Annotated in this window: 22 protein-coding genes; 8 read left to right on the top strand and 14 right to left on the bottom strand. The window is 55.0% G+C overall.

Annotation, left to right across the window (positions count from 1 at the left end; translation table 11 throughout):
• Nucleotides 1–80: 80 nt before the first annotated feature.
• Nucleotides 81–2243, top strand: coding sequence for a bifunctional diguanylate cyclase/phosphodiesterase (locus NI40_RS10125; protein ID WP_039262697.1), 2163 nt, complete (start codon nucleotides 81–83; stop codon nucleotides 2241–2243).
• A 1-nt stretch (nucleotide 2244) separates the two neighbouring features.
• Here the strand turns inward: NI40_RS10125 and NI40_RS10130 are convergent, their stop codons facing one another.
• Together NI40_RS10130 and asr are read right to left on the bottom strand one after the other, a co-directional pair.
• Nucleotides 2245–3066 (bottom strand): trypsin-like serine peptidase, encoded by an 822-nt coding sequence (locus NI40_RS10130; RefSeq protein ID WP_039262696.1) that lies wholly within the window; start codon nucleotides 3064–3066, stop codon nucleotides 2245–2247.
• A 280-nt stretch (nucleotides 3067–3346) separates the two neighbouring features.
• Nucleotides 3347–3811 (bottom strand): acid resistance repetitive basic protein Asr, encoded by a 465-nt coding sequence (asr, locus tag NI40_RS10135; protein ID WP_039262695.1) that lies wholly within the window; start codon nucleotides 3809–3811, stop codon nucleotides 3347–3349.
• 493 nt (nucleotides 3812–4304) lie between these two features.
• Between asr and NI40_RS22790 the strand changes: the two genes are divergently transcribed.
• Nucleotides 4305–5357 (top strand): fimbrial protein, encoded by a 1053-nt coding sequence (locus NI40_RS22790; RefSeq protein ID WP_080338150.1) that lies wholly within the window; start codon nucleotides 4305–4307, stop codon nucleotides 5355–5357.
• Between the two features lie 246 nt (nucleotides 5358–5603).
• Here the strand turns inward: NI40_RS22790 and NI40_RS10145 are convergent, their stop codons facing one another.
• Both NI40_RS10145 and NI40_RS10150 read right to left on the bottom strand, forming a co-directional pair.
• Complete coding sequence (locus tag NI40_RS10145; RefSeq protein ID WP_039262694.1) at nucleotides 5604–7088, bottom strand: carboxypeptidase M32; 1485 nt, start codon at nucleotides 7086–7088, stop codon at nucleotides 5604–5606.
• 74 nt (nucleotides 7089–7162) lie between these two features.
• Complete coding sequence (locus tag NI40_RS10150) at nucleotides 7163–8416, bottom strand: MFS transporter (RefSeq protein ID WP_039262693.1); 1254 nt, start codon at nucleotides 8414–8416, stop codon at nucleotides 7163–7165.
• A 121-nt stretch (nucleotides 8417–8537) separates the two neighbouring features.
• Here NI40_RS10150 and NI40_RS10155 point away from each other — a divergent pair, with 121 nt between their 5' ends.
• The 3 genes from NI40_RS10155 (at nucleotide 8538) to bioD (ending at nucleotide 11611) form a co-directional block, all read left to right on the top strand.
• Complete coding sequence (locus NI40_RS10155; protein WP_039262692.1) at nucleotides 8538–9470, top strand: LysR family transcriptional regulator; 933 nt, start codon at nucleotides 8538–8540, stop codon at nucleotides 9468–9470.
• A gap of 94 nt (nucleotides 9471–9564) precedes the next feature.
• A complete protein-coding gene (gene mlc, locus NI40_RS10160; RefSeq protein WP_023311510.1) occupies nucleotides 9565–10785 on the top strand; it encodes a sugar metabolism global transcriptional regulator Mlc in 1221 nt (406 codons plus the stop codon).
• A gap of 130 nt (nucleotides 10786–10915) precedes the next feature.
• Entirely contained in the window at nucleotides 10916–11611 is a 696-nt protein-coding gene (bioD, locus tag NI40_RS10165; protein ID WP_039262691.1) for a dethiobiotin synthase, read from the top strand.
• Here bioD and clcB read toward each other — a convergent pair.
• The 7 genes from clcB to NI40_RS10200 all read right to left on the bottom strand — a co-directional run bounded on the left by clcB (nucleotide 11546) and on the right by NI40_RS10200 (nucleotide 18184).
• Nucleotides 11546–12856, bottom strand: a complete 1311-nt coding sequence (clcB, locus tag NI40_RS10170; protein WP_039262690.1) for a voltage-gated ClC-type chloride channel ClcB — start codon at nucleotides 12854–12856, stop codon at nucleotides 11546–11548. The genes bioD and clcB overlap by 66 nt on opposite strands.
• A 102-nt stretch (nucleotides 12857–12958) precedes the next feature.
• Nucleotides 12959–14107, bottom strand: a complete 1149-nt coding sequence (gene osmV / locus NI40_RS10175; protein ID WP_039262689.1) for an osmoprotectant ABC transporter ATP-binding protein OsmV — start codon at nucleotides 14105–14107, stop codon at nucleotides 12959–12961.
• Nucleotides 14107–14754 carry an osmoprotectant ABC transporter permease OsmW gene (gene osmW / locus NI40_RS10180; protein ID WP_006808875.1) on the bottom strand — a complete coding sequence of 216 codons (648 nt, stop codon included), beginning with the start codon at nucleotides 14752–14754 and terminating at the stop codon, nucleotides 14107–14109. Before osmW ends, osmV begins: the two co-directional genes overlap by 1 nt.
• A gap of 8 nt (nucleotides 14755–14762) precedes the next feature.
• The gene (osmX, locus tag NI40_RS10185) at nucleotides 14763–15662 is read right to left on the bottom strand and encodes an osmoprotectant ABC transporter substrate-binding protein OsmX (RefSeq protein WP_039262688.1); all 900 of its coding nucleotides are present in this window, start codon (nucleotides 15660–15662) and stop codon (nucleotides 14763–14765) included.
• Nucleotides 15663–15680: 18 nt separating this feature from the next.
• Complete coding sequence (gene osmY / locus NI40_RS10190) at nucleotides 15681–16391, bottom strand: osmoprotectant ABC transporter permease OsmY (RefSeq protein ID WP_039262686.1); 711 nt, start codon at nucleotides 16389–16391, stop codon at nucleotides 15681–15683.
• A gap of 276 nt (nucleotides 16392–16667) precedes the next feature.
• The gene (locus NI40_RS10195; protein ID WP_039262744.1) at nucleotides 16668–17405 is read right to left on the bottom strand and encodes a YoaK family protein; all 738 of its coding nucleotides are present in this window, start codon (nucleotides 17403–17405) and stop codon (nucleotides 16668–16670) included.
• A 155-nt stretch (nucleotides 17406–17560) separates the two neighbouring features.
• The gene (locus tag NI40_RS10200) at nucleotides 17561–18184 is read right to left on the bottom strand and encodes a glutathione S-transferase family protein (RefSeq protein ID WP_039262685.1); all 624 of its coding nucleotides are present in this window, start codon (nucleotides 18182–18184) and stop codon (nucleotides 17561–17563) included.
• Nucleotides 18185–18537: 353 nt separating this feature from the next.
• Here NI40_RS10200 and NI40_RS10205 point away from each other — a divergent pair, with 353 nt between their 5' ends.
• Nucleotides 18538–18972, top strand: coding sequence for a hypothetical protein (locus NI40_RS10205; RefSeq protein ID WP_039262684.1), 435 nt, complete (start codon nucleotides 18538–18540; stop codon nucleotides 18970–18972).
• Between the two features lie 210 nt (nucleotides 18973–19182).
• Nucleotides 19183–19794: a helix-turn-helix transcriptional regulator gene (locus NI40_RS23635; RefSeq protein ID WP_080338149.1), complete on the top strand. Its 612-nt coding sequence runs from the start codon at nucleotides 19183–19185 to the stop codon at nucleotides 19792–19794.
• Nucleotides 19795–20114: 320 nt separating this feature from the next.
• Here NI40_RS23635 and NI40_RS10220 read toward each other — a convergent pair whose 3' ends face one another.
• The 3 genes from NI40_RS10220 to NI40_RS10230 form a co-directional block, all read right to left on the bottom strand.
• Nucleotides 20115–20330, bottom strand: coding sequence for a DUF6500 family protein (locus tag NI40_RS10220; protein WP_039262681.1), 216 nt, complete (start codon nucleotides 20328–20330; stop codon nucleotides 20115–20117).
• Nucleotides 20331–20469: 139 nt separating this feature from the next.
• Nucleotides 20470–20787: a YebG family protein gene (locus NI40_RS10225; RefSeq protein ID WP_039262680.1), complete on the bottom strand. Its 318-nt coding sequence runs from the start codon at nucleotides 20785–20787 to the stop codon at nucleotides 20470–20472.
• Between the two features lie 70 nt (nucleotides 20788–20857).
• Nucleotides 20858–21211, bottom strand: coding sequence for a helix-turn-helix domain-containing protein (locus tag NI40_RS10230; RefSeq protein ID WP_039262679.1), 354 nt, complete (start codon nucleotides 21209–21211; stop codon nucleotides 20858–20860).
• A gap of 336 nt (nucleotides 21212–21547) precedes the next feature.
• Here NI40_RS10230 and NI40_RS10235 point away from each other — a divergent pair, with 336 nt between their 5' ends.
• Nucleotides 21548–22723: an efflux RND transporter periplasmic adaptor subunit gene (locus NI40_RS10235; RefSeq protein WP_023335530.1), complete on the top strand. Its 1176-nt coding sequence runs from the start codon at nucleotides 21548–21550 to the stop codon at nucleotides 22721–22723.
• Nucleotides 22724–22735 lie beyond the last annotated feature (12 nt).

The raw sequence follows: 22735 nt of genomic DNA on the forward strand, positions 1-22735 counted from the left end.
ACCTCTCGCCATGATTTACAGGCAGCGAAATTCGCTGCCTGTATTACGCTTAGAAAAGCAAAACATGAAGAGGATGGCTGATGTATCGCACATTAAGCTGGCGCAATATTCCCAATGCGAGAACGTTGTTTGCCCTGGTCTTCATGGCGGGCATCGGCTTAATCATCTCCATCGTCGCACTGCTCTATCTATCCCTGCATCTTATCAGCACGAAAACCAACGAAATTGATGAACACCGCACGGCGCTTTCCGTGCAGGGGTCTATTCAGACATCGGTTAACCGCGTCTCCTCTCTGGTGCTTGATAACGCCGTCTGGGACGATGCGGTGCGGGAGGCCTACCGTCCCACGCTCGATACCGACTGGCTGTACAACACCTGGGGTACTGGCTTTAAAATCAACAACCTCTATGACGGCACCTTCGTGCTGGATGAGCATTTCAACGTCCTCTGGGGATCGTTTCAAAGCCGGCCCTTTAACGAAAAAAACCTCGACTTCTTTGGTAAAGGCCTCAAAGCGCTTATCGACCAGCACGGGCGCGAGCTTGCGGGCGAAAAAAATATCTATGCGGGGATCAGCCAGACGCGCAACGGCGTGGCCTTTGTCGGCATTGGACTGATTCGCCCGATGGTCGGCAGCTTACAGGTCCACGACGGAACGCGCCGCTATCTGGTGATTACCCGCCATCTGAACGCCAGAATATTATCCGACCTGGGCGGCACCTTTCAGATCGATAACCTCCATTTTACCCCAGGCAAAATCAACGATCGCAGTATGCCGCTGCACAGTGCGGCAGGGGAGTTAGTCGGATATCTGAACTGGCAGGCGCGGCTCCCGGGCGCACAGGCCGCCCGGGCGGCATCGTCTGATATCAGGCAGATTGTGGTGCTGGTGTCGGGGCTGATTCTGCTCTTCATTTTGGTGAGCAGCGTGGGGCTGTACAAACTCGCGCGCGGCGAAAGCCAGGCGCGTCTGGTTGCAAGAACGGACTGGCTAAGCCATCTGCCGAACCGGCGCGCGCTTATCGAAACGCTTGATCGGGTGCGTTTACGCGGCGATACCGACGTCAAAAGCGTGGTGTTTATCGATCTGGACGGTTTTAAAGATGTGAATGACATCTACGGCCACAGCGTGGGGGACGACCTCATCGTGGCGATAGCGAAAACGCTGAATGAACGCGTGCCGCCGGGTGGGATGCTGGCGCGCATGGGCGGGGATGAGTTTGCCATGACCATCGGCGGTGATGATGCAGAGGCGCAGGCTACCGCCTTTGCCGTTTCCGTGCTGGATTTTCTCACCACCCCGGTTCAGCTGGGGGAACGCACCATCCATATCGGTGCCAGCATCGGCATTGCCAGCGGAACTCTGACGGAATGCAACAGTTCCGAACTGTTTCGCCGTGCCGATATTGCCATGTATCACGCCAAAATGAGCGGGAAAGGGCGTATTACCCACTACGACGCGGAGCTGAACAGCGTCCGGGAACGCAAGCTGGCGATTGAAAATCAGATCCGCAGCGGTCTGGAGCGCGATGAGTTTGAGGTCTGGTATCAGCCGATCGTTGACGCCCGCAGTCAGACAATGAGCAGCGTCGAAGCGCTGGTCCGCTGGCCACGTCGCCCGGAGGGGCCGCTGGGTCCGGATACCTTTATCGCCATTGCGGAGACCAGCGGTCTGATTTACAAGCTGGGTCAGTTCGTATTGCAGCGGGCCTGTGAGGATCTACAGCCGTACGGTGAATTAAAGCTCTCCGTGAATATCTCCCCCGCGCAATTTCGCGATCCTGCCTTCGAAGAAAAAGTGGCCAGCGTGCTGGAGAGCACCCGTTTCCCGGCCAACCGGCTGCAGCTTGAGGTTACGGAGTCGTATGTACTGGAAAATCCGGAGCGAGCCCGCATGGCGATAGCGAATCTTAAAGCGCTGGGTACGGCGGTGGCGCTGGATGACTTTGGCACCGGCTATTCCAGCATTGGCTATTTGCGGCGTTTTAACTTCGACACCATCAAGATCGATAAATCCCTGGCCGGGCTGGTGGATAACGATGAACAGGCGGCCGCGCTGGTGAGCGGTACGGTGCGGATCGCCAATGCGCTGGGCATGGCGGTGGTGGCAGAAGGGGTGGAAACCGAGAAGCAAATGAAACTGCTGCGGCTGGCTGGCTGCGATCAACTGCAGGGTTTTTGGTTCAGCCAGCCGATGCCAATTGAGTCAATCAAAGCGTTACGTAAGGTCAGACGCTGCTGATTTACTGCTGCGCCAGCGCTTCCAGCTGGTCGCGGAAACCGGTAACGGACAAGGCGCGGTTATCGGCGCGCCACCGGTCTTTTGCCGCCGGCGCAGAGCTCTGTACGCCGATCAACTGCCAGCCATTGTCGGTTTTCAGCATCAGCGGCGAACCACTGTCACCCGGCAACGTATCGCACTGATGCGAGAGTACGCTGGTTTGCGCCCAGCCCGTCACAATACAGTCGCTGTGCGTATAAAGCGTATCCAGATGATCGACAGGATAGCCTGACTGCGTCACCTTTCGGTCGGCGGCTTTCAGCGCGGCGGTGAGGGCGGCCTTGTCGCCGTCAAATAACGGCAGCGGCGTAATGCCCGAAGGCGGGTAGCGTAAAACGATCAGGCCAAAGTCCCATGAGGCGGCCGCCGGTGGCACTATCCAGCCGTCGCCATCCGGCTTCAGGCGTTTGCCGAGAGACGGATCGACCCGTCCTTCAATGCCGTGGATTTCATAGCGCCAGGTCCCTTTTTGCGACACAAACCGCAAGGCAACCGCTTTATCCGGCTTGCCGTTTGGCGGCGTTAACAGGCAGTGGCCTGCCGTCAGGGCAAGCTGCGGGGTGATCAGCGTCGCGGTGCATAAGTTACCGCTGGCGGTTTCCAGTTGACCTATAGCATCCCAGGGGGCCTGGGTGGGATCGGCGACGCGCGTACGATCGTCATGACCGAAAAAAAGCGTCTTTAGCTCTTTCGCGCTAATGGTGTCATCACCGCCATCATCCGCATGTGAGAATCCAGAAAAAACACCAAACGCTCCCAGTAACAACACAACAGATTTACGCATATCACACTCTGGTGGGGGTAATTATGATTATTAAAAGTGAACCCTATGAAAATACTATAGACGGGACAGCGCTAAAGTGGGAGTAAAATCAGCGTGCTACAATCAGGAAAGATAAAAATGGCTGGCGATGAGCGCGCATAAAATAAGCAGGATAAGAATCAGCTCAAACCGATAGCGTCGCAGCATACGCCCTCCGGAAATAAAAAAACGGCGCGGAACCTGTTCCGGTTCAGCGCCGGTTTACCAACGTGCCCCGAAGGGCACGGTTAAGCTTGTACTCTTACGCAGCTGGCTGTGCAGCTGGTTTAGCAGCTTCGTGTTTTACTGCTTTTTTGTGATGCTTTTTAGCAGCCTGAGCTTTCTGTTCTACAGCCGGTTTGGTCGCTTTTTTGTGGTGCTTTTTAGCAGCCTGAGCTTTCTGCTCTACAGCCGGTTTAGCGGCTTTTTTGTGGTGCTTTTTAGCAGCCTGCGCTTTCTGTTCTACAGCCGGTTTAGCGGCTTTCTTGTGGTGCTTTTTGGCAGCCTGAGCTTTCTGCTCGGTTGGTGCTGCTGTTGCTGGCGCAGCGGCTTCTTTTTTCACTGCAGCTTTGTGATGTTTCTTATGGTGAACCGCTTTTGCTGGCGCAGCGGTGGTGGTTGCAGCAGGCGCGGCAGCCGGTGCAGTAGTTGCGGTAGTGTCAGCAGCAAATGCAGCAGAAGACAGACCCATAGCAGCGGCAACAACCAGAGCTAATACTTTATTCATTCTCATACCCTCGAATTTGGTTTTTCATTTAACCCCACTGCGGGGCCGTTGAAATAACTATATCCCTGTAAATTCGAGGTTTCCGTGAGTGATTGGTATCGGCGTGTAACGGAATGTACAGAGGGGAGAAGAGTGTAGCCTTGCATCTTTTACAAACTCCCCCGATCGCTGACAAGCGTGTCTATGCTGCCCCATGCCTGGATCTAACGGGATGCTCAGCGTGTGAAAGGCAGGGCTACCCGGAAATCCGATCCGAAATCCATCATGTCGAGACAATATAACATATTCAAACTTACATGATAGTTTTAACCGATCGATTTATATTGAATAGATCGGTATAAGTGTATATTATTTTCGATGAACCTGTAATAAAAATATTCGGCACAGAAAAAAAAGATAAATCAAGAAGAAAGCGAGCTAAAATTGGATTTCAAAAGTTTGTATAAACAATATACATTCTAGCCATTCTATTACCTAAATATAGTGTGGCAGTATGAAAGAGTTTAGTTTGATTTTTTTAGCGTTATTTTCATTATCAGCTCATGCTCAAGATGCTTTGCCGGGAGAGGAGCTGAAATCATGTACTTCCACACCTGTGTCAGTCTCGTTATCTGGTACAGCGCATTTTCAGCGTGATTCTCCGGTAGGAACGGAAAGCGAATATATAACCCCGGATATTCAACAAAGTGTGACCTGCGCATTAATCAGCATTAAGGACGGCATAACTGATAGAGATGCATATTACCAATTTTCTGCCAGCGGTGAGAGTGAAGGTGGGATGCCGGGGGTGTTTAAAACGAATGTTGAGGGCGTTGGGATAAGATTTTACTACGATGTTAAGGAATTTTCTGGCTTTACCTACTGCCAGAGGGAGAATAGTGAAGAATATATAAGAACGAACGGCTCGTATATAGGTCTGAAATGCCACTGGCTTGATGATACGCCTTCTGAGAGAGTTACAAGCCTTATCAGAGCGAAATTAGTAAAAACAAATCCATCAATAACTTCTGGTACAGTTACGTCAACACCAGCCATGATAAATTCACGCATGGCTTATAATAGCACTTTGTTTATATATCCATTAGATAGTATAAATATTTCATCTTCGATCAATACCTTATCCGATAAATGCACAATAAACAATAATAACATGTCATTTGACATTGGGGATGTCAGCATAACCGATTTCGACGGGCAAAGTGGATACGCGCCTGCTAAAACGTCTGTGCAGAATTTAAATCTGAGTTGTGACAATAATGCTAATATCAACATCACCCTCGCTGGAAATCAACATCCTGATTGTTCAGAGCAAAGTTTGTTGGCACTAAGTAATCAGGGGCAACCGGGCGTTGCACAAGGCGTCGGTGTACAATTGCTTTATAATAATATACCCATTAAATTAAATGAAATGCTGAACCTTAAACGCTCCACCGGAGGTCAGGAGATATTCCCGATAGAAGCTCGTTACTATCAGACAAAAGATAAAGACCAGATTAGACCCGGCAAGGCAAATGCAACAGCAACGTTAAACCTCACCTACCAGTAGAATTGAGGAACAAAAAAGCCGCAAATGGAAACGGAAAAATATGACTAACAAAGAAAGGGTTGCCTGACTATCGACAATTTAATCTTTTGTGGTCATCCCTTTATTTTTTAATCCTGACCTTTAGCCGTTTAATTGTGACGTAAGGACATGCATTCATACACCCCACACAATCATGACACCATATACTTAATCATATGGTTATTAAAAGGGGTGAGAAAAGTGCCGGAGCGGGCTCCGGCAGAGGAATTAAAGATAACGTGAGGTGAGATGTTCGCGGAAGTAACGGATATTCAGATCTTCACCCGTCGCCTGGGTGATTAATTGCGACGTGCTGAAGCGGCTGCCGTGCTGCCAGATGTTCTGACGCAGCCACTCAAAGAGTGCGGAAAAATCGCCCTCAGCGATGGAGGCCTGCAGACCCGGCAGTGCGGTTCGGGCGGCATGGAACAGCTGCGCGGCGTACATAGCGCCAAGCGTGTATGACGGGAAGTAACCAAAACCGCCGTCGGTCCAGTGGATATCCTGCATACAGCCGTTGCGGTAGTTGTCTTTGGTAGATAATCCGAGCCAGGCCTGCATTTTCTCGTCCCACAGGGCGGGAATATCGTCCACCTCGATCTCGCCGTTGATCAGCGCGCGCTCAATCTCATAGCGCAGCACCACGTGTGCCGGGTAGCTCACTTCGTCCGCATCGACGCGGATGTAGCCTGGTTTTACCCGCTGGTTCCAGGCAATAAAGTTCTCTTCGCTGAACGCCGCCTGGCTGCCAAAGCGGGCGTGTACCGCAGGGAGAAGATGCCTGAGGAAGGCTTCACTACGCCCCAGCTGCATTTCAAAGAACAGGCTCTGTGACTCATGGATCGCGGTTGAGCGCGCCAGGGCAACCGGCTGTCCTGCCCACGCGCGCGGCAGGTTTTGTTCGTAGCGGGCGTGTCCGGTTTCGTGGATCACGCCAAACAGCGCGCTGAGCAGCTCATCTTCGTCATAGCGCGTGGTGATGCGCACGTCTTCCGGAACGCCGCCGCAGAACGGGTGCGCGCTCACGTCCAGGCGACCGCCGTTAAAATCGAAGCCAAGCATCTTCATGGCTTCAAGGCCCAGCTCACGCTGTGTTGCCGTCGGGAAGGGGCCTTGCGGCGGAATAAACGACCGTTGAGCCTGCTTTTCCACCACGTTTGCCAGCAGGTCCGGGAGCCAGGATTTCATATCGCCGAACAGAACGTCCAGACGCGCGCTGGTCATGTCGGGTTCAAAAATGTCCAGCAGCGCGTCGTACGGCGTACAGCCTTTGGCTTCAGACCGCAGGCGAGCCTCTTCGCGGCTGAGTTTGACCACCTCTTTTAGGTTGGCGGAAAAACCCTGCCAGTCGTTAGCGGGGCGCTGAGTACGCCAGGCGTGTTCACATTTGCTGCCCGCCAGGGATTTGGCTTCCACCAGCGATTCCGGCAGCAGAGTGGCCTGCTGGTAGTGGCGTGTCATTTCGCGCAGGTTGGCCTGTTCGACATCATTCAGATCTTCACCTGCCGCCGCCGCTAACAGGTCGCCGACTTTTTTATCGGTCAGGATCTGATGTTGCAGGACGCTCATCTCCGCGAGTGCTTCACCGCGCGCGGCGCTGCCGCCCGGCGGCATCATCGTGAACATATCCCAGCTGGCGATGGAGGAGAGGTGGGAGAAGCGGGAGAGACGCTGGAAGGTGCGGGTGAGTTGTTGGTAGTTATTGTTTTTCATGAAGTCCTCGTGTCTGAATCAGCCGATGACAAAAATTAGCATCGGCTTGATTTAAACACGAAGGCGCTGGAATGTTAATGCAGACGTTTATGCAAACTGGTGCCCACCAGCAGCGCCGCGCACAGCATCAGCGCGATAAACCCGCCCACGCCGTTCCAGCCGTAGTTATGCCAGAACACGCCGCCGAGGGTCCCGGCGATGCTGGAGCCCAGGTAATAGCTAAACAGATACAGCGACGATGCCTGGCCTTTGGCGCGACGCGCGCGCGGGCCAATCCAGCTGCTGGCGACCGAGTGGGCGGCGAAGAACCCGGCGGAGAAGAGCAGCATCCCGGCAAAGATGAACCACAGCGAGGAAAAGAGCGTCAGCAGCAGGCCGAGTAACATCACGCCCGTGAATACCAGCAGTACCGGCCCGCGTCCATAGCGTGCGGTCATCGCCCCGGCTTTCGGCGAGCTCCACGTGCCGGTGAGATAGGCCACAGAAAGCAAACCGACAACGGCCTGATTCAGATGCCACGGCGAGAGCATCAGGCGGTAGCCAATATAGTTAAACAGCGTGACGAAGGCGCCCATCAGCAGGAAGCCGATCAGAAACAGGCGCGGAAGCCCTTTGTCGCGCCAGTGCAGGCGTAAGTTGATAAACAGCGTTTTCGGGCGCAGCGATGTCGGGCGGAAATGACGCGATTCCGGCAGAATTTTCCAGAACATCAGCGCTGATGCCAGCGCAAAACACCCGATTACCGCCAGCGCAATACGCCAGTTAAAGAAATCCGTAAACACCCCGCTCAGCAGGCGGCCGCTCATTCCGCCAATCGAGTTCCCGCTGATGTAAAGCCCCATAGAGAAAGCAACAAAGCTCGGGTGGATCTCCTCGCTGAGGTAGGTCATCCCGACCGCCGCCACGCCGCTGAGCGAGAGCCCAATCAGCGCGCGCATCACCAGAATACCGTGCCAGCTGGTCATCATGGTCGAGAGTAACGTACAGACCGACGCCAGCATCAGCGCGGTTACCATCACCGGTTTACGGCCAATGGCGTCGGACAGCGGTCCGGTAAAGAGCAGGCCAATCGCCAGCATGCCGGTAGAAACAGAGAGCGAAACGCTGCTGCTGGCAGGCGATACGCCAAACTCATGAGAGAGAACGGGCAGGATCGGCTGAACGCAATAGAGCAGGGCGAAGGTCGCCAGACCGGCGGAAAAGAGCGCCAGCGTGACGCGCATAAATTGGGGGGTACCACGTTTAATGAACTGGACCGGCTGCGGTGCTGCGGGTAAATCATTGATATCGCTGGCCGGATCGATATCAATAGTCGTTGTACGGCTCACACAATTTCCTTGCTTAAACATCCCCGTGATTTCTGGTGACGGGTATGACCACCTGTTCAGGGTAGGAAAATGTAAATATTCTGTCTAATATATTAATAATCTCAAATGATACTTTAAAAATATGAATATCGAGCTGCGTCATCTTCGCTACTTTGTCGCCGTCGCCGAGGAGCTGCATTTTGGCCGCGCGGCGGCACGGCTGAATATCTCTCAGCCACCGTTAAGCCAGCAGATTCAAATCCTGGAGCAGCAGGTCGGGGCGCGCCTTCTGGCCCGCACCAACCGCAGCGTGAGCCTGACGGCGGCGGGTAAACAGTTCCTGATCGACAGCCGACAAATTCTGAGCATGGTTGATGACGCCGCCGCCCGTGCAGAACGGCTCTATCTCGGGGAAGCCGGAGAGCTTCGGATCGGGTTTACCTCGTCCGCGCCGTTTATCAGCGCCGTCTCGGAGACCCTATCGTCATTTCGTCGCCACTTTCCGGATGTTCACATTCAGACGCGCGAAATCAACACCCGCGAGCAGATTGCGCCGCTGAATGAGGGAGCGCTGGATCTGGGGCTGATGCGTAACACCCAGCTGCCGGACACGCTGGCGTGGGAGGTTATCCTGCGCGAACCGCTGATGGCTATGATCCCGCACGATCACCCGCTGGCGTCGCGTCCGGCGGTCTCGCTGGCAGAGCTGGCAAAAGAGCCCTTTGTCTTTTTTGACCCGCAGGTCGGGACGGGTCTGTATGACGATATCCTGGGGCTGATGCGCCGCTACGATCTTGCCCCGGTCATCACCCAGGAAGTAGGGGAAGCGATGACCATTATCGGCCTGGTCGCGGCCGGTCTGGGCGTGTCTATTCTTCCGGCTTCCTTTAAGCGGGTGCAACTGCGCGAAATGCGCTGGGTGACCATCGCCGAGGAGGATGCCGTTTCCGAAATGTGGCTGGTGTGGTCAAAACACCGTGAACAGAGCCATGCCGCACAGCGCTTCAAACAGCAGCTAATGAGCGCCTCTGCCGGGCGGCATTTTCACGCAAAAGAGGGTAAAAATGTGCGGTAAATCACATGGCTAAGTAAATATTTGACGACGGCCATGCAAGTGCTTCACCATAGCAAACAGTTTATTTCGAAGCTCGAAAATAAGGGAGTACGAGGTGGTTGCTGATAGTCAGCCAGGGCATATCGATCAGATTAAGCAGACCAACGCTGGCGCGGTGTATCGCCTGATTGATCAGCTTGGTCCGGTTTCGCGTATCGATCTTTCGCGCCTGGCACAACTGGCACCTGCCAGTATCACCAAGATTGTCCGCGAGATGCTGGAAGCGCACCTGGTTCAGGAGACGGAAATTCAGGAGCCGGGCAGCCGCGGTCGTCCGGCAGTCGGGCTGGTGGTTGAAACGGAAGCGTGGCACTACCTGTCACTGCGTATCAGCCGGGGGGAGATCTTCCTTGCGCTGCGCGACCTGAGCAGCAAGCTGGTGGTGGAAGACCGGCTTGAACTGCCGCTCAACGCGGAGGAACCGCTCCTCGACGCGATTGTCTCGCATATCGATCACTTCTTTATCCGCCATCAGCAGCGGCTGGAACGCTTAACGGCGATTGCCATCACCATGCCGGGCATTATTGATACCGAAAACGGTATTGTTCACCGCATGCCTTTTTACGACGATGTCAAAGAGATGCCGCTGGGCGAGGTGCTGAAAAACCATACCGGCGTGCCGGTCTATATTCAGCATGACATTAGCGCCTGGACGATGGCGGAGGCGCTGTTTGGCGCGTCGCGCGGCGCGCGGGATGTGATTCAGGTAGTCATCGACCATAACGTCGGGGCGGGCGTGATTACCGACGGACGTCTTCTCCACGCCGGGAGCAGTAGCCTGGTGGAAATCGGTCATACCCAGGTCGACCCGTACGGCAAGCGCTGCTACTGCGGAAACCACGGCTGTCTGGAGACCATTGCCAGCGTGGAAAGCGTGCTGGAGCTGGCGCAGGTCAGGCTTAGCCAGTCCATGAGCTCCTCGCTGCACGGACAACCCCTGACGGTGGATTCCCTCTGCGCCGCCGCGCGCCAGGGCGATCTGCTGGCGAAGGACATTATTACCGGCGTGGGGAATAACGTTGGCCGCATTCTGGCCATTATGGTGAACCTCTTCAACCCGCAAAAAATCCTTATTGGCTCACCGCTGAGCCAGGCGGCGGAGATCCTCTTCCCGGCGATTTCGGCCTGTATCCATCAGCAGTCGCTTCCCGCCTACAGCAAAAATATTGCGGTAGAAAGCACCCAGTTTTCCAACCAGGGAACCATGGCCGGCGCGGCGCTGGTCAAAGATGCCATGTATAACGGCTCGCTGTTGATCCGCCTGTTGCAGGGTTAACTCTTTTCCGCAGATGTAAGAAAAATTGCGCTATCTCAAGCCGGGTAGCGCACGCATCCCGTAGACTTCCTCCACTGAATTATTTACCTGGTTTATATTTTCGAAGCATACCCAAGAGGTGGAGTGAGTCATGCTTAAGCGTTTCTTTGTTACTGGTACTGATACCTCTGTCGGCAAGACCGTCGTATCCCGCGCATTGCTGCAGGCGCTGGCAGCAAGCGGTAAACGCGTGGCAGGGTACAAACCGGTCGCAAAAGGCAGTAAAGAGACGCCAGAGGGATTGCGTAATAAAGACGCCCTGGTGCTGCAAAGCGTCTCGTCGCTGGAACTGCCTTATCACGCGGTCAATCCCATTGCGTTAAGCGAAGAGGAGAGCAGCGTAGCGCACAGCGGCCTGATTAATTATCCCCTGTTGTCCGACGGCCTGGCGAACCTGAGCGAAAAGGTGGACCACGTGGTGGTGGAAGGGACGGGCGGCTGGCGCAGCCTGATGAATGATTTGCGCCCGCTGTCCGAATGGGTCGTGCAGGAACAGCTTCCGGTGGTAATGGTGGTGGGTATCCAGGAAGGGTGCATCAACCACGCGCTGCTGACGGCGCAGGCGATCGCCAATGATGGCCTGCCGCTGATTGGCTGGGTGGCAAACCGCATTAACCCGGGCCTGGCGCACTACGCCGAGATCATCGACGTGCTGAGCAAAAAGCTGCCCGGGCCGCTGGTGGGTGAACTGCCTTATCTGCCCCGCGCCGAGCAGCGCGAGCTAGCGCAGTACATCGATCTCTCTGCCCTCGGTGGCGTGTTGACCATAGACCGAGTCGTGGCGTAACGTCCGCGACAGCACGGACGCCACCACGCAGGCGACCAGCAAGCCGGGCAGTAAAAAATACTGCCCGGTCATTTCACAGACCATCAGCGCCGACATAATGGGCGCATGCGTGGTCGCGGCAAGTAGCGTTGCCATCCCCGCCAGACCCAGCAAAATCGCCGTCTCAGAGCCCGGTAGCCACAGCGCGAAAAGCTGCGCGAACAGCATTCCTGTTGCCATACCGACAAACAGCGTGGGCGTAAACACCCCTCCGGGCGCGCCCGATCCGCTGCTCGCCAGTACCGCCAGCAGTTTACAGATGAACACCCCGGCAATCACCGACAGCAGCGGCGGGGCGAGCAGAAAAGCCTGAACCACGCTGTAGCCATTCCCCCACACCTTCGGCGTGAGAAGAGACAGCAGCCCGACGATCGCACCGCCCAGCGCTAATTGCCACGGCGGCGAAAGCTTGAGGCGCAGGAAAAGCCCGTGGCTGACGTCCATCAGCCACATCAGTAGCGGTCCGCAGAGGCCCGCGACCAGCCCCATCGCGACGAGAAGAGCATAATCGGCCGCGGTGAGGATGCCGCTCAGATGGACCGCGTAGAGCGTACCTGCGCCCGGTGCCAGGAGCTGCGTCGTAAGAAGCGCCGCCACCGCCGCAATCACCACGGGGCCGAGCGAGGCCAGCATCAGCGTGCCAAACAGAATTTCCGCGATGAACAGGCTTCCTGCTAAGGGCGCGTGATAGGCGCTGGCCATCCCGGCGGCGGCACCGCAGGCTATCCATAATTTCCATTCGGATTTGGGCGTAAAGCGCCGGGCGAAAAGGGAGGCGGCGAGGGCGGCGAGCAGGATCATCGCCCCTTCACGCCCGATGGCGCTTCCGCTGGCCACGACCAGCAGCGAGGCAAGGGATTTCACAAGGCTGGCGCCGTAGTCAAACTGGCCGTCTCCGGTCTCCAGCGCTTCCATGTAATCGGTGGGGGCATGAGGCCGCTGCGCGGTCAGACGCTGCCATCCCCAGAGCAGCAGTCCGGCAGCCAGCCCACCCAGCGCTGGCGTCAATGCGCGTCGCCAGGGCGAGAGCGACGCGGCCGCATTCACCAGGCTGCCGCTGTCGTTGCTGAGAAGCAGCCACTCCAGCAGGTACATGCTGTGGCGGAATACCGCAACGGCGAGCGCGGCCAGCACGCCGGTGACGGTGGCAATCAGCAGGCGACGAAACATCGCGCGGATATCGGGGTAGGTATGAAGACGTTGCATGGGTCGCGTTTTAACGGGGACGATACGATATTGTGGCGGGAAATCGCGGGGTTAGCAAAAGGTCTGCGTGCGAAAAGGCCGGGCGATGCCCGGCCAGAAAGGTTAGCTGTCGCTATGAATATTCAGCGCCCGACGCGTGCGCCCGGAGCTCAGGTACTCGGCAATATAGTCCTGCGAAATCTCGCCGTTGTAACGACCGTCCTCATCCACGATCGGCATCCAGCTGGTATTACTCTCATACAGACGTGAAAGCACCACGCGCAGGTTGTCTTCCGCCTTGCCGGTCATGCGGAACGGATGCAGGATGTCGGCGCAGGTACCGCTGGCGTTACGCGCTTCGCGACGCTTCACAAAGCCCAGCGGTTTGCCGTGCTCGTCAACCACCGTAACGGCCCGAATGTCATTATCATCCATGGTCGCAAAGGCTTCGGTAAGCGGAGTAGAGCCCCGCACCGTAATGGTCGGCTGCTGGTCGGTGACGTCGCCCGCCGATACCAGCAGCAGACGCTTCAGGGTGCGGTCCTGACCGACAAACGAGCCGACAAACTCGTTCGCCGGTTTCGCCAGCAGTTCATCCGGGCTGGCGCACTGCACGATTTTTCCCTGACGGAACACCGCAATACGGTCGCCGAGCTTCAGGGCTTCGTCGATATCGTGGCTGACCAGCATGACGGTTTTTTTCAGCTTGCGCTGCATCTCCAGGAACTGGTTCTGGATCACCTCGCGGTTGATCGGGTCCACCGCGCCGAAGGGTTCATCCATCAGCAGTACCGGAGGATCCGCCGCCAGGGCGCGGATGACGCCGATACGCTGCTGCTGGCCGCCGGACATCTCGCGCGGGTAGCGGTTGAGGAACTTATGCGGATCCATCGCCACCATTTCCATCAGCTCTTCGGCGCGGGTTTTGCAGCGCGCTTTATCCCAGCCCAGCATGCGCGGCACGACGGTGATGTTCTCTTCGATGGTCATGTTCGGGAACAGGCCAATCTGCTGGATAACGTAGCCAATGTTGCGGCGCAGGGTGACGGTGTCCATCCCGCTGGTGTCTTCACCGTTGATCAGGATCGTCCCGCTGCTCGGGGTAATGAGGCGGTTAATCATCTTCAGGGTGGTGGTCTTCCCGCAGCCGGACGGGCCGAGCAGGACGCACATTTCGCCTTCGGGCACGGTCAGGTTGACGTTGTCGACGGCCTTAAAGGTCTGGCCGTGCTTCTGTGAAAATTGTTTGGTGAGGTTTTCCAGTTTTATCATTATCGAATCCCCTTTGGAGTCAGAACCACCTGCAGACGGTGCAGCAGCCAGTCGAGCACAATCGCTAAAAGACAAATCATCAGCGCGCCCGCAATCAACATGCGAATATCGCTTCCGCCGATGCCGTTGAGCAGCAGCAGGCCCAGACCGCCCGCGCCGATCACGGCGGCAATCGCCATCACGCCAATGTTCATCACCACGGCGGTGCGGATCCCGCCGAAAATCACCGGCAGCGCCATCGGGATTTCGACCCAGCGCAGCCGCTGCCAGAAGGTCATGCCGATGCCGCGTCCGGCTTCGCGCAGGCCCGGCGGCAGGCTGTCGAGCGCCGTATGGGTGTTACGCACAATCGGCAGCAGCGAGTAGAGAAACACCGCCGTGATCGCGGGAAGGGCACCGATACCCTGACCGATCAGCGAAAACAGCGGGATCATCAGGCCAAACAGAGCGATGGACGGAATGGTCAGCACGATGGTGGCTATCCCCAGCACCGGCGTTGCCAGCCACTTGTGGCGGACAATCAGAATGCCCAGCGGTACGCCGATGATGATGGCTAAGCCTACGGCCAGCGCCACCAGCCACAGGTGCTGCAGCGTCAGGGTTAAGAGGTAATCCCAGTTGTCCAGAATGTAGTGAATCGTCTCCATAGCGCCTCCTACAGCAGCTGTTTGCTACGCAGGAAATCGCGGGCGACCTGCTGCGGTGACTGATGGTCGATATCCACCTTCTTGTTCAGCTCGGTGATAACGTCGTTGTTGAGCTGGGCCGAGAGGGTGTTGAGCGCCTCTTCCAGGCCGGGGTTGGCCTCCAGCGTGTCCTTACGCACCACCGGCGTTACCGCGTAGCTCGGGAAGAAGCCTTTATCGTCTTCCAGCACCTTGAGGTCGAAGCCTTTTACGCGCCCGTCGGTGGTGTAAATCAGGCCGGCGTCGACGAAGCCGTCGCGCACCGCGTTATAGACCAGACCGGGGTCCATCTGACGGATTTGCGGGCGGTCCAGTTCCATCTTGTAGGCCTCCTGCAGCGGCTTCATGCCGTCGCTGCGCCCGGCAAACTCCAGATCCAGGCCCAGCAGCCAGTTTTTGTCCGGGTTGGTTTTACGGATCTGCTCAATCTTCGCCACCATCTCCGACATGGTGTTGATATGTTCCGCCTCGGCGCGCTTGCGCTGCATGGCGAAGGCATAAGTGTTGTTCATGTCGGCGGGTTTGAGCCAGACCAGACCGTGCTTCGCGTCCAGGCGTTTCACCGTCTCGTAAGACTCCTGCGGCGACATGCGCTTGTTGATGTGGTTAAAGATGATCAGCGACGTGCCGGTGTACTCCCAGGTCATGTCAATCTGCTTGTTTATCATCGCGTTACGGGAGATGACCGTGGCAATGTTGGTTTGCGGCTGCACCTCAAAACCTTTCTTTTGCAGGTACTGCACGGTCATCGCCGAGAGAATGTGCTGCTCGGTAAAGCTCTTGGTCGCCAGAATCAGCGGGGCCGCCATCGCCTGGCTGGTGAACAGCGCCGCGGCACACAGCGCCGTCAGGCCGGAAAACAGTCTCATAAAAGCTCCTTGTTATAGTTATCGAGCGAGATGGGGACTCATTACGCGACCCAGCGCCGCCAGCAGGGTATCGAGGATCAGGGCGAACAGGGCGGTGGCCGTCGCGCCAAGGATCAGCGTCGGGAAATCGTTCAGGTAAATACCGGGGAAAATCAGCTCGCCGTAGCTGCTGGCACCAATCAGGAACGCCAGCGGCGCGGTACCGACGTTAATGGCGGTGGCGATGCGGATCCCCGAGAGCATGACCGGCCAGGCGGCAGGCAGCTCAACCTGGCGCAGGCGCTGCCATTTGGTCATCCCGATGCCGTTTGCCGCTTCCAGCAGCGACGGCGGGACCGAGCACAGCCCGGCGTAGGTATTGCGCACGATCGGCAGCAGCGAGGCGAGGAACAGGGCGATGATGGCGGGCGTATCGCCAATGCCAATCACCACCATCGCCAGCGCCAGCACGGCCAGCGGGGGCAGGGTGTTGCCGACGTTGAAGATTTGCATCACATATTCGGCGATCCCCCGCGCGGCCGGGCGGCTCAGCAGAATACCGGCTGGAATACCGACCAGCAGGGCAAAAAACATCGATGAGAAAACCAGAATCATGTGCTGTTGCCCGAGATAGACCAGGTCAACCTGGCGCGCCTTAATCGTCTCCATCCCGATACCCCAGACAAGGAGGGCGAGGACCACGATAATAGCGCCGACAAACAGCAGCGAACGTTTGAGTAATGGGTGCATTGCGGTGTGTCTCCCTGTGCGCATGCGTTATAGCAACCACCGGTTGCCTGTTGTTATGCCATGTTTCGGCAGGGGTATTTCACCTATAGCAAGCGTTTGGGAAGGGTTCCAGCGAAGGGGTAAAATCAGTAACCCTATGAAAACAGTGACAACCTTGGGTTAGGCCTTATGGCATAAGGGCTGATTGAGGGTCAGGCAGAATAGTCCTAAAGCGAATTTTTTGATGTGACAGTGTCACATCAAAAGAGCTCATACGCCGGATATCGGTCATTAACTTCACAGAGAGGCCCGGACCCGTCGAACCCGCGTCGAGACGGTGATAATTGAAACGATAGCGACCACGGCGAGCATCAACCCGAGCGCCAGCATGGCGTTAAACCCGATCCACCTGAACAGCAACAGCCCCGCGATGCCGCCCGTAATAAACGAGAAAAGGGTAGTTAAGTGGGTTGTCAGCTGACTTTTTTGTGCCACCGTATCTTTGGAGTAATCCCTGCGCAGCATCGCCACCAGTACCGAGGCCAGGGATATCCCCGCGTCCGTCAGCGTGCCGGTAATGTGCGTCGATCTCACCCGCCCGCCGGAAAGCTGCGTGGAGGTGGAGTTATGAATGCCCATTAGTCCGCACAGAAAAAGAATAATCACGCGGTTGCTGGTGAGGGTATGAAAATACATCTCGTAGAAGGAGACGCCGGTCAGCAATAACCCTTCGACAAACAGGATCTGGCAAAAAACCAGCCTGACGTTATGGATAATGCCCCATATCACAATCATGCGCGCAACAATGGCGCCTGCGACAAAAGAGAGAATAATCGAGCCGAAGAAAATCATATCGCTCAGATCGGTGGAAGAGACTTCGCTCGATAACTGTGAGGTGTTGCCGGTCATGTGTGAGGGGAAAAAACCAAATGCCCCGAGAGCGATGGCATTCAGCAAACCTGCCGAGGTCGCCAGCCAGAGAGCAAGCCGGCGATCCTCCTTATGCGTTCGTTCTTTCTTGAGTCTAATCAGCAAGAATACCTCCAGATTGAGCTTTGCCTGAATATTCAGGCTAGCAAAGCGGCGCAACGGGCTGTCCAGGATATGGCTTAATTATTATTCCCTCTGACAACTTTCAGGGTTTAGTAATTAATTAAAATATCCTTACTCAAAATGGGGTCGAGAATACTTTAAATCATGCCGTTATTTCCGTGACGCAAAAACGCCGGTCGCTGGTTAAGGCGTTCAAACCAGGCCTCGATCGCGGGCACGTCGGGCTTATCAAAGGGCGTCATTTTCCAGCGATTCACCGACAGCCCAAGCACGACATCCGCAAGGGTAAACGTCTCGCCCGCCGCAAAGGCCCCGGTGCGCTGCAGCTGGTTTTCCAGAATGGTGATGCAGTGGTTCCACTCTTTTATTCCCGCCGCAATACGTTCTGGATCGTTAAAGTCCGGGTTTTTACGACCCAGCGCCGGGAAGACATAGCGCCAGGCGTTGTTAAATTCGGTCGCCTGCCAGTCCATCCAGCGCTCGACGTTGGCGCAGGCCTGCGGTTCTGCGGGCAGCAGATCGTGACGTCCGGCCTTACGCGCCAGGTAACGGCAGATGGCGTTGGATTCCCACAGCACGAAGTCGTCATCGATTAGCACCGGCACCATGGCGTTGGGATTCAGCGCGCGGAAGGAATCCGTTTCCGTTGAGGCAAAACCGCTGCCGTAATCTTCCTGTTGATATTCGAGGCCTGCTTCTTCGCAGGTCCAGAGCACTTTACGCACGTTGATGGAAGTGGTTTTGCCGAGGATGGTGATCATTGCGCAGGTGTCCTTTAGAGGAATGAATTGTCTAAAAACAATACACCAGTTGCTCGGGGAAGGTTGGGGCAAAATTTGGTGGGATGTACAGTCTTGCCCAATCGACCACTTCCGGCGAATGCCGATCTTTTTACCGTCGCTGACAACTGCGCCGCTCTCGTACCGCAGGAGGTGTCGATGGTACAAAGCCAGCGACCATCGTTTTCCTGCCGAAAAAAATAAATCCCGCCCAGGGGATCCCCTGGAAAATAATTATCTGCAATTGACATCCTTTATTGGACACAAAACTACTCCAATAATGAAGCATGTTTATCTAATATCATCTATATTGACTTATATTTATAAATGATACGATGTTACAGCCAAAAATAACAGAAGTTATACTCTATGAGCCTCGGCCACTGTTTCGTAATGCGGCAAAAAACAGCATCCAGGTTGCCAATAGTTCCCTGCTGGTTATTGAACCAGACGAACTGATCGAGGAGGTAACCTTCTTTACTGATCAAACGTCTTTATTCGCTGTAGGCCTTAGTGGTGCAGGTGAAGAAATCTATTCTCTGTTACGGCTAATTCATCATCTAATAATGCAGGGAAAAGAAATTATCGTATGGGTCGCAAAACGGGATGACCTACTTATCAGACTGATGTACGAGCTTGGTGTACAGACGCTACTCTGTGAGAATTATTTGGAAGAAGAACTCTCTCAGCGCATGTTATCCAAAAATTTCAGATCAGGATATTTGCCTTCACGCCCCATGCTAATAAATAATATGAATAAAAAAAAATAGGCTCTCACACTCTGAGCTTAATATTCTTATCGACTTCGCCCGAGGTCTGAGTGCCTATGAAATCGCCAGTCTGCGCCATATGGGATATAAAACGGTCTTCACCCATAAACATAACATCCGGTTGCGTCTGGGGCTGCAAAAGTCAGCCAGTTGGCTGGATCTGCTTAATCGTTTGGATCAGATCTATTCAGTCTGAACATCTGGAGAACTATGTTTACTTTTACTGTTTTTTCCCGTGTGGTTCATCCGACTTTACTGAATGGGTTTCTATCCAGCCTGAAGGCTTTTTGCGAACAAAATCCCGAATGGAATTATGAAGTTATACGGCATGACAATGCACATCTGACTTTGCTTGATTTCTCTGCATATGACACGCTTACTGATATCTCCGCCGCGGAGTACGAAAGTCTCTGCCGGCCAGGTGAAGGAACTGCTCTGGTTATGCTCTCTGCATGTCAGGAGAAGCTGGCGCATCAGCTCATGAGGTCATACCGTTGTTCACTGCTTTGTGTGGATGAACGTCTGCTTGAACTGCGTGAGCTAATAAAGCACAGTATGAAAAAACAACGTTATATCAGTGCTCACTTCCTGCGACTGCAGGAGCAGGAGAATAATATAACCGACGGTATGATTTTTACCGATGCAGAAAAAAAAGTACTTATTGGCCTGAAAAGCGGTAAAACCGGGATTGAATTATCACGCGAAATGTTTCGAAGTCAGAAAACGATCAGTACCCATAAGCGAAAGATAATGTCAAAGCTGGGGGTAAAGAATGATCTGGAACTGCGCAAAGTGATACAGAAGCTCCAGCCGCCGCAGTAATGCGGCATCTATTATTACGGAGCGCATTACAGGACTTAGTATTACCACGGAAAGGTGCGATAAAGCTGATTCGACACCGAACGTGCTAAACGCCGGACGATCTCATTAAGCTATTCAACACACAGTGCAAAGCGCACATCAGCAGAAAAAAATCAGTTTTGAACGAGAAGTTGGCGTGTAAGCTGGCGTCCTGTCCTTTCGGGAGAAACGGGATGCAGAGCGCGTCGTCATGACCTGTGACAGGAGTATTCCCGCCCTGACCGAGCGGGTGGGGATTCATCTTCCAGTTTTGTCCTCACCCGCCATCCCGCTTTAGCGTATTACAGGGCTGAGACGAGGTTTCTGATCTTTTCTGCCTTTTCAAAATGATCGAGTTTCATTTCCATAATCCACCAGTGCGCAACTTCCATAAGCAGTTCTGGATCGTCATTTTTATTAGCAAAAAAAGCATAAAACGAAAGCCCAACGTGGCTTCCCTTAGAGGCAATTTTTGAATCACAGATCCTGATGATTTTCGCCTTCATTTCCTGGCGCACGTCATCTCCTTATTTATGTTCTGAATATGAAACAATGACATTGTTACCATCAACCGGCAGTGGATCCCAACAGACAGCAAAAAAGCCGTAAGCAGTTATCTGCTTACGGCGCCGGGATCTGTAATGATTTTTCTGGCAATCAGGCCGCTTTCACGGCCCTGATTTTTTTCGTGTCAGCCGCATCGGATTCTGTTTTATCCGTTGCAGCTGAAGCATTGAGATCGGGAAGCTTGCTGGTACGCAGAATATGCTGCACGGTCTCTTTCTGCTCGGCGAGATACAGGCCAAGATTTTCAGCCTGCGTTTCATCCATTTGCATTCCGCTTTGCAACAGCCAGTCGGTGAACGCGTCTGCCATATCGAGCAGCTTGTCGTGAGCGTCAGCCTCTTTCTTACTGGCAAATGTCATTTTCTCTTCACCTTTTCTTACGACAACAAATTTTGTTTCAACAGCCATCGTGCACCTCGCTATACTGTATTTATATACAGCATAACAGCTCCCGATAGAAGTTGCAGCAAAATATGCATTACTGGCAAAGCTGCTGCGATTCCGGGCCACCCATACTCCGCCGCCACGCCCCGGGCGCCTGACCATACTGACGCTTAAAGCTGCGGTTGAAGGACTGCTGGGAGTCGAAGCCCAGCGCGATCGCCACGTTCAGAATCGGTTCATCGCTGCGGGTTAAGCGTTCAACCGATTTTTGCAGCTTTTGCGCGCGAATATACCCGGCGAGGGGATAGCCCGTATGCTCTTTGAAGAGGCGCTGGAGGTGCCATTTTGAGTAGCCGGACCGCCTGGCGACGGACTCAATGTCCAGACGGCTATCCAGGTTGTTGTCGATCCAGTCGAGTAAATCATGCATAAATGCGCCAGTGTTCATCGGGTTACTCCCACGCTGCCTGTTAAAAAGTATCTTTGTCTGTTGCATTAAAAGGTGGCGCGTTTTTGTATTAATTGCAAGTTTTATTGTTGCATTTAAATCCCTGACCGAAACGGGTCTTTTCACATCCGCTCAAATAGCACATAAAGTGCAACAATTATTCTTGCACTTAGTTAAGCGCCTTCCTACAATCGCCGCGATAGTGTATTCGCAACTGTTACAGTTTTGTGGCGATGAACGACACAAATGGCCTTGAGACAGCCACCGGACAAAGGAAGTGGCGCAGTGCCTCCTGCTGCGTCTTGCCCGGCGGCGACAATTACCGGAATAAAAATAATGAGCCTGCAAAAAACCTGGGGTAACTTTCATCTGAACGCGCTGGGGGTCATGTTGCTCTCCGTGCTGCTCGTCGGATGCGACAACAGCGTCGCGCAAAACGCCGCGCCGCCTGCGCCCGCCGTCAGCGCTGCTGACGTGGTGGTGAAATCCATTAGCCAGTGGGATAGCTTTAACGGCCGGATTGAAGCGGTGGAGAGCGTTCAGCTCCGTCCGCGCGTTTCCGGCTACATTGATAAAGTGAATTACACCGACGGCCAGGAAGTGAAGAAGGGCGAGGTGCTGTTCACGATTGATGACCGAACCTATCGCGCGGCGCTGGAACAGGCGCAGGCGAACCTGGCGAGAGCTAAAACGCAGGCCAGCCTGGCGCAAAGTGAGGCTAATCGTACCGATAAGCTGGTCAATACCAACGTTGTCTCCCGTGAAGAGTGGGAGCAGCGTCGTTCGGCCGCCACTCAGGCGCAGGCCGATATTCGTGCCGCGCAGGCGGCAGTTGACGCCGCGCAGCTCAACCTGGACTTCACCAAAGTCACCGCGCCTATCGACGGTCGCGCCAGCCGGGCGCTGATCACCAGCGGCAACCTGGTGACTGCGGGCGACACCGCCAGCGTTCTTACCACGCTGGTCTCGCAGAAGACGGTTTACGTCTACTTTGACGTGGACGAGTCGACCTACCTTCACTACCAGAATCTGGCCCGCAGCGGGCAGGGGGCGTCCAGCAATCACACGGCGCTTCCGGTTGAGATTGGCCTGACGGGCGAGGAGGGCTATCCCCATCAGGGCAAAGTGGACTTCCTTGATAATCAGCTGACGCCGAGTACCGGCACCATCCGCATGCGCGCGCTGCTGGATAACGCCCAGCGTCAGTTCACGCCGGGACTTTTTGCCCGCGTCCGCCTGCCGGGCAGCGCGGAGTTCAAAGCCACGCTTATCGACGACAAAGCGGTGCTGACCGATCAGGATCGTAAATACGTTTATATCGTCGATAAAGAGGGGAAAGCGCAGCGCCGCGACATCACGCCGGGCCGTCTGGCAGACGGTTTACGCATCGTGCGGCAGGGGCTGAACCCTGGCGATAAAGTTATCGTCGAGGGTTTACAAAAAGTGTTTATGCCGGGTATGCCGGTTAACGCGAAAACCGTTGCCATGACCGCCACCAGCGCCCTCAACTGATCCCTTGACCTG

Origin of the sequence: Enterobacter sp. E20 (assembly GCF_000801755.2) — a bacterium.
Classification (GTDB): Bacteria; Pseudomonadota; Gammaproteobacteria; order Enterobacterales; family Enterobacteriaceae; genus Enterobacter; species Enterobacter asburiae_B.